Genomic DNA, 7712 nt, shown 5'->3' with positions numbered 1-7712 from the left:
AGTTTGAGCTTGTGTATTGCCGCTATTCAGCAATAAGAAAATTAATGCTATGAAGCCGAATGTCTGGATGTTCATGCTCCTTTAATACTTGTTGAAGAGTTTCTCTTGTCTCGGAACTCAGGAAGTTATTGCTAGGCATTGACTTTTTATAAAGATGGTTATATTGTATTATACAATATGCGTTTTAAATGCACAACAGCTTACTGCGGTGTCAAAGACGTTCCACTCGAAATTGAGCATATCCAACCAAAGTCAAAAGGAGGCTCAGACCGTATCTCTAATCTTTGTCTGGCTTGCCACAAGTGCAACCAACGCAAAGGAAATCGAGATATTAAAGACTTCCTCAAAGGCAAACCAGATGTGTTAAATTGCGTTCTGAAACAAGCTGCATCACCGTTAAAAGACGCAGCATCTGTCAATAGTACAAGGTGGTCACTGTTCAACACCCTTAAGCTAACTGGATTGCCTGTAAGAACGGGAACTGGCGGACAAACTAAGTTTAACCGAATTCGTTTTGAACTGCCTAAAGCTCATTGGATTGATGCTGCTTGTGTCGGCAAGGTTGAAGGTATCAAACTTGTTACTACAAAGATTTTGAAAGTTAAAACAACAGGTTTCGGTGGCAGGCAGCGATGTCAAACAGACAAATTTGGTTATCCACAAAAACATCGTCCCTTGCGTCCTATCTTGGGATTTTGTACAGGTGATATTGTTCGTGCAGATGTTCCCAAAGGTAAATACGCGGGGAATTTTACAGCACGAGTTTGTCCTATGTCGCATGGTTGCGGTGAGTTTGTTATCGACAAAAAAAGGAGGTCTATCAAGTTGGACTATTTAACGCCAGTCCACAGAAAGGATGGTTACGACTATGCTTAGACCTATACAAATTGACCAGGAATGGACAGATGTGTCCAGCAATTAAGTCTCAGTTCCTTACCCAATTTTTCAAAATTCTATGGGCCCAGATTTGTACCAATGCGATTGGTTAATTAAAGTGTGACAGCACCAATCCCGATCGGTGAGGGGATAGTCCAGTCGGTAGTGACCACCGCGACTTTCGGTGCGAAACGCAGCACTTTTGAGAATTAAGTAGCCAATATCCAATAAATTGCCAACTTCTCCCCAATTTCGCAAAACCGAGCTATTTTCGGCATCACCGGGCGAAAAATCGATCGTTTGTCCGGGCTGCACATTGAGTAAAGCTTGACTCAAAGCCAAAGAGACAAATTCTTGCCGCCACATCTCAACTCGGACAATTGCCCTTTCCAAATCGCGTTGTCCCCGGCAAATTCCCGCATTCTGCCACACCAAACTAGGCAATTCCACCCGCAATTTTTCGATCGCCTCAATATCCTGCTGTGAAACCAATTTTTCCAAGATTTCCCCTGCATCTTCTTCCTCTGGTAAGGCTTCGGACTTTTCACCTTCTAGCTGCAAAAGTCCCATTTGCGCGCCAAAAACCAGACATTCCAGCAGCGAATTGCTCGCCAACCGGTTAGCGCCGTGTACCCCCGTGCTCGCAGTTTCTCCCACCGCGTACAAACCCGGAATCGAAGTTTGGTTGAACTTGTCAGCCACAATTCCCCCCATCCAGTAATGGGCGGCGGGCGTCACCGGCACAGGTTCGGCAAAAATATCAATTCCCCAATCAGCGCACACTTGAATAATATTCGGAAACCTGTAGCGCAGTCGATCGCCATCAATGGGGCGCAAATCCAGCCAAACATGAGGTTCCCCCGTCTTCTGCAAGTGGCGGAAAATAGCGCGGCTGACAACATCCCGAGGGGCGAGTTCCCCGCTGGGGTGAGAGTCAAAAGCAAAGCGATATCCCTTGCTGTCAACTAAATGAGCCCCTTCTCCCCGCACCGCTTCGCTAATCAGAAACCGGGGCGCGCCCGCTTTACTCAGCGCCGTCGGGTGAAATTGTACAAATTCTAAATCTCGCAGCAGCGCCCCGGCGCGCCACGCAATTGCTACCCCGTCCCCGGTACTTACCGACGGGTTGGTTGTTTGAGCAAAAACCTGTCCGCCGCCGCCTGTAGCCAGCACTACGGCGCTAGCCCGCAGCCATTTGACTTGGGAGTCGCAAATCGAGCTAATGCCCTGACACCGCCCGGTTTTGTCTAGCCACAGACTCAAAGCAAAGGCTGGGGATACGAGTTGAATGTTTTTGCGGTTTAATACTTTTGCTGTCAGGGTACTGACAACGGCTTTTCCTGTGGTGTCGGCGGAGTGGAGCACTCGGCGGCGGGAGTGGGCGGCTTCTAGGGTGAGGGCTAAATCTGGGCCGGTGCGATCGAATGCAACGCCCATTTTTACCAGGGAGTCTATGCAAGCAGCAGCTTCTTCGACTAAAAATTGTACTGCTTCTAAATCGCAAAGACCTGCTCCCGCAGCCAGTGTATCCTGAACGTGGAGTGCTGCCGAATCTTCTGGGGCGATCGCTGCGGCAATGCCTCCTTGAGCCCAATCGCTGGCAGAAACAGGTAGGATATTTTTATTGATCAAGCCTACGTGCAAGTGTTCTGGTAGACAAAGTGCCGTGTACAAACCGGCTGCGCCAGCACCTATCACCAATACGTCAAATTTGTCAGTCATATAGCCTTTCTCAGAAAGATGAGGTATTCATGGGCATTGGGCATCGGGCATCGGGCATTGGGCATTGGGCGGAGCGTAGCGGAGGGATTGGGCATTGGGCTTGCGGGCCTAGCTCACTTTTTTGAGAAAGGCTATAACTCAGCCGATTTGAGATTTGAGATTTTATATTTTAAAATTAACTTTACAGATGAATCTGGGGATAATAACTTTCGATTTTAAATTTCATCTTTTAGATTTTATATTGAACTCTAAAGATAAGTTAAGGGGCTAGAATTGTCAATTTTAGCTTGAATAATTGAATCATTTAATCTAGAGATAAATCTCGATTTAAACTAATATCTACTAATCTTTTTTGCTTTTTAAAACATCGGAGGCTGTTATGCGTCTTTGGGTGCGAGCCTTTTTGAAGGCATTCGTCGGTCGGAGCAGAAGCCATGAGCCATGAACCACAAGCCAGAATTCATGAATTAACAAACCATAGTTCTGACTAATGACTCATGACTCATGGACTCATGAGGGCGGGCACGGGGGCACCGCCCCTACTGACTAATAACTCATGGCTTCAAAAGAGACCCACTGCTATCTAGTCGTAGAGACCATTATTCAACCTGGTGTCTCCTTCAATAAAGACTGATTCGACATCAGTTACTGTGAATTTGTCCAGGTTAGCTTGCAGCACCTTTTTCTGAGCTTCCGTCAAGCCTGAAATGTTGAGTACGTCCTCAACTTTTTCGTAAGGAGCATTCTTAATAATTTGTCCAGCTAAAGTGGGATACAACCCTCGAAAGTCCCGAAAGTCGCGGACGGCGCTGTTGTTCAAATCAAGTTTTTTGCCGTATTCTGTGGCAAGTTTGTCATCGGCGCGATTGGTTCTAGCCGGAACATCAACTGCTATGAGCGAGGCTGATGGCAAGACGATACGGCTCAGGTTCGCCGCGATCGCACTTTGGTCTCCAGCCCATGCAAAGCAGCCCAGCACTAAGCCCAATACTGCCAATAGACGACCCAATCGTTTCATGAAGTTTTGTCTCCCAATTTCATACACAGCATTTATGTAGAGACTACCATTTTGCTTATGCAGTTTTTCAGATAAATCCGCAGCAGGCCGAGGACTGTTAACAAAATTTACATCCAAGAATTGACATTGCCCTCAATATATGCTATGCAACGCAGTTTAGACGATCGACTAATTTTTGGCTGCACACCCAATTTTCTAGCTATCAAGGACTTTTTCCTTTTCTTTTGAGAAAAGCGTTCAAGTCAATATAATTGCTGCCGTAAGTCATGCTGGGAGTGTCGTAACCCTTCAAAGTAACGATGTGCTGCTCGAAAGCGTCCTGGGCGCCCAACTCCGTCAGGTATTTGTAGGTTGTTTCTCCCACGGCGATATCCTTGCCGAGTTGCTTGGTGCAAGACTCTAGGCGAAATGCGGCGTTTACAGTGTCTCCCAAGGCGGTATAGTCCGATCGATCGCTGCTGCCGGAATTTCCCACCATTGCATAACCAGTATTGATTCCAGCCCCGACTCGCAACGGAAAAGGCAGGGGGTAACGGCTGCTGAGTAAATCAGTTGCCTTGTGCAGTTGGCTTAAAGCTTGACAAATCCGCATCATTTCCTCGCTGCTGACGCCGCTTGGTTTGTGGAACCAGACAGCCATGATGGCATCGCCGATGTATTTGTCCACCCAACTGCCGTGTTCGCGAATGATGTGTCCGGCTTTGCGGAACCAATTACCGATGACTTCCGAGAGGATGGTTTCGTCTAGCTGTCTAGTCAAAACTGTAAAGTCTCGGATGTCCATTACCATGACAGTAATCAGGCTGCGTACCGTCAAAGTAGCTGTAAAATCTTCAGAGTCTGTGTCGTGGAGCCGATCGAGCCGGCGCCCTCCGGTTGGGTTATGGAAGTCCAACTCGGTTTGACCGAAAATAATTCGATCGCCATTTCTAAGAGTGACAGGAATACTCACCCGCCGCCCGTTGACAAAGGAACCGTTGCGGCTGCCCAAGTCGATCAGGTAAAACTCTCCGGTCTCCATTTGCTGTAGCATCGCGTGATTTCGGGAAATCCAGCGATCGGTCAATACAAAATTATTGTCATCATTTCGCCCTACTGTCCAGCAATTGCTGCCGGAGAGCGGCAAGTAGCGATTGCCGCTTTCTGTACGAAGTAACAAATGTGGATTGGCTTGCAAAGTCACCACAGCCCTAGAAACAACATCAAGTCAACCGATTTGAGGTTTTCAGCTTTAAATTTTAACTTTAGTACGCGGCTCATAACTAAGATTGCCACTAAAAACCTGAAATCGGCTGTTCTAAAAATTTAAAATAGTTTAGTCGATCGATGCACCGAACCCATAAAGCATTGCCAAACTACCGCGCGATAACCACCGAAGGTAGTTACCGCTCGATCATAGGCCAAAGTGTAATATTTTGCACGCCACAGATGTATCTAGAGAGTTGCATTGGCTGTTTTTTGGCAACATATAACTTAATTTCTGCTTCTGTTGCCCAAAAAAAAGCTGGACAATGGTTCTCGTCTCAGACAACCCTGTGCTTAAACACAAGGTATCTTTGAGATTTGTTGCTACACTTCCACTTTTTGAAGAGTTCAACAAAGCCTTTTCCTCGCTGCGGCGCTGAGTCAATTAAACACACGAGAATTTTATGTTGTCGAAAAGAATTTTGCCTTGTTTGGATGTGAAAGCTGGCCGCGTGGTCAAAGGTGTCAATTTTGTCAACCTTAAGGATGCTGGCGATCCGGTGGAAATGGCTCAGGTATACAATGATGCGGGTGCTGACGAGTTGGTATTTCTGGACATTACGGCGACTCACGAAGACCGGAACATTATGATTGATGTGGTGTACCGGACTGCCGATCGAGTATTTATCCCTTTGACGGTGGGTGGTGGCATCCAATCCTTGGACACTATTAAAAGTTTGTTGAGGGCGGGCGCTGATAAGGTAAGTATTAATTCAGCGGCGGTGCGCGATCCGAGTTTGATTGACAAAGCGAGCGATCGATTTGGCAATCAGTGTATTGTAGTGGCGATCGACGCTCGCAAACGCCAAGATGCGGACAATCCCGGTTGGGACGTGTACGTGCGCGGAGGGCGTGAAAATACAGGCTTAGATGCGATCGTTTGGGCTAAGGAAGCCGAAAAGCGCGGCGCCGGCGAAATTTTAGTGACAAGCATGGACTCTGATGGCACTCAAGCCGGCTACGACTTGTCATTAACCCGCAGCATCGCCGAAGTTGTAGAAATTCCCGTGATTGCTTCCGGTGGCGCCGGCAACTGTCACCACATCTACGAAGCCGTGACGGAAGGCAAAGCAGAAGCAGCCTTGCTGGCTTCCCTGCTGCACTACGGGCAACTTAGCGTCGGAGAAATTAAGACTTATCTAGCAAAATGTCAAGTTCCCGTGCGGCAACAGTAGTTCTTTGCATCAGCAAGATTGGTAACAGGCTTTCTCGCCTGTTCCACATCAGCAATAGGCTTTCTCGCCTGTTCCGCGATAATTAGATTTTCCTGTGGGGTGGGCGAGAGAACTCACCCAAACGCGATCGTTATTACAAATAGTGCCTAATGTGATGTGAATTTAACAGCAGAATTTTGTTGATTCTCCCTTCAGATAACAGTTTAAAAAAAGCATACAACCAAAGACAAGCTGAAAACTCATACGCGATCGTTCATTCCCAATCTAAAATCTAAAATCTAAAATCTAAAATCCTATGACTTCCGGTGATGTACCATACTCATCTATCGGAAGACACAAAGCCCAAATATTCCCTGAGAAAGATTTCACCACCCCGTTTTTTAAGCTAAATATTATATATTAGCTCAAATCAACTGATTGCCACTGCTAATTTAAGTGGCTTTTATCAAGATTGAGTTAAAGATTGTGCAGAATTTGAGTTAAATTCAGCCTGTCAACAATCTCAACAATCAAAACTTCTAAATACGGAGAAATTTTGTATGTCTTTTATCAGCTTTAACCTCCCAGTCAAGCGTTTAGTTCGCAGTTTAATAGCTGTTTGTTTTTGTGCATTGATGTTTGTTTCTAATGCTTTCCCAGCTTTTGCCGTTACCAGCAGCCCCACGAAAGGTGAAGCTCAACTTTTGGGGATTGAGAAAGAAGCTCAAAAAGCTGTTTTGAAAGACCCGATGTCTCTGGAAGAAACTCAGAAAAAAGCTAATGAAGGGATTAATGAAGTTCAGGGAGATGCTGACAGCGAGAAGATGAAAAATCCTTCTAATACAAAGGCTACATCCTTTGAGCAACAAGTCAAAAAAGCTGTCAGCAAAATCAAAGACTAATTACGCAGCTATCAGCATAAAAAAGTAGGGACACGGCAGTGCTGTGTCCTTGTAGCTTTTGTGTCCGAACTTAATTTATACAATTTTTTTGGCAAAATTCATGCAACAGCCTTCGGTAGGGTGTGTCGCTTTCAACCATCTTAAATAAAGAGCGATAATCTAATAGCGACGCACCTGGCAGCTTCAATGACCAGAGAAGCAACCCTCGGTTTCACTCCGCCCAAAACTTTTCTTGTAAGAATCTTTTTTATAAAGGGTATTAGCTTTAGTTTTAAGAATTGGTATCAGATCGTGTCCGGTCAGTGACTTGCAATAAAAACGCTTTGTAGTAAGCACTTTAGTCCACATCCATCCAAGAAGTAAAGTCCTTACTACAAACAAATTGTATAGGTTTGTAGTGTGGACTTTAGTCCGCATCCAGCCGAGGAATTGCATTCCTAACGATCGAACAAATTGTATCGGTTTGTAGTGAGTGAGAACTTTAGTTCAATACACTTGGTTTAACACCATCCTCAAGGCGAAACAATATGAAAAATAGATACGCAGATTGCTTTTCTACAGAGCGCGAAAGCTAACTTCCCTCGCAATAAAAACTTCTAACTGAACCGTATTGGACTTTAGTCAAGCGTAATGGATGCGGACTAAAGTCCTCACTACAAACCAAGATAGATGCGGACTAAAGTCCTCACTACAAACCAAGATGGATGCGGACTAAAGTCCTCACTACAAACCAAGATGGATGCGGACTAAAGTCCTCACTACAAACCAAGATGGATGCGGACTAAAGTCCTCACT

Annotated in this window: 5 protein-coding genes and 1 pseudogene; 3 read left to right on the top strand and 3 right to left on the bottom strand. The window is 45.7% G+C overall.

Going from position 1 to position 7712, the window contains the following annotated elements; genetic code table 11:
- Window positions 1-192 precede the first annotated feature (192 nt).
- Window positions 193-765: pseudogene (locus QZW82_RS24395) on the top strand (HNH endonuclease); the annotation flags it as partial.
- A gap of 180 nt (window positions 766-945) precedes the next feature.
- On the opposite strand, the gene nadB reads toward QZW82_RS24395, so the two are convergent.
- The 3 genes from nadB to QZW82_RS24380 form a co-directional block, all read right to left on the bottom strand.
- On the bottom strand, window positions 946-2598 hold the full coding sequence (gene nadB / locus QZW82_RS24390) for an L-aspartate oxidase (RefSeq protein WP_293154134.1): 1653 nt from the start codon (window positions 2596-2598) through the stop codon (window positions 946-948).
- A gap of 583 nt (window positions 2599-3181) precedes the next feature.
- Window positions 3182-3616 (bottom strand): photosystem II complex extrinsic protein PsbU, encoded by a 435-nt coding sequence (gene psbU, locus QZW82_RS24385; RefSeq protein ID WP_293154131.1) that lies wholly within the window; start codon window positions 3614-3616, stop codon window positions 3182-3184.
- Window positions 3617-3818: 202 nt separating this feature from the next.
- Window positions 3819-4802, bottom strand: coding sequence for an adenylate/guanylate cyclase domain-containing protein (locus tag QZW82_RS24380; RefSeq protein WP_293154128.1), 984 nt, complete (start codon window positions 4800-4802; stop codon window positions 3819-3821).
- Between the two features lie 463 nt (window positions 4803-5265).
- On the opposite strand from QZW82_RS24380, the gene hisF reads away from it, so the two are divergent.
- Together hisF and QZW82_RS24370 are read left to right on the top strand one after the other, a co-directional pair.
- Window positions 5266-6036 (top strand): imidazole glycerol phosphate synthase subunit HisF, encoded by a 771-nt coding sequence (gene hisF, locus QZW82_RS24375; RefSeq protein WP_293154125.1) that lies wholly within the window; start codon window positions 5266-5268, stop codon window positions 6034-6036.
- Between the two features lie 539 nt (window positions 6037-6575).
- Window positions 6576-6917, top strand: coding sequence for a low temperature-induced protein (locus tag QZW82_RS24370; protein ID WP_293154122.1), 342 nt, complete (start codon window positions 6576-6578; stop codon window positions 6915-6917).
- Window positions 6918-7712: the final 795 nt, after the last annotated feature.

It is taken from the genome of Microcoleus sp. bin48.metabat.b7b8b9.023, assembly GCF_013299185.1.
Lineage (GTDB): Bacteria > Cyanobacteriota > Cyanobacteriia > Cyanobacteriales > Microcoleaceae > Microcoleus.
The sequence above is the reverse complement of the archived record's forward strand: the minus strand, read 5'-3'. Positions and strand labels throughout refer to the sequence as shown.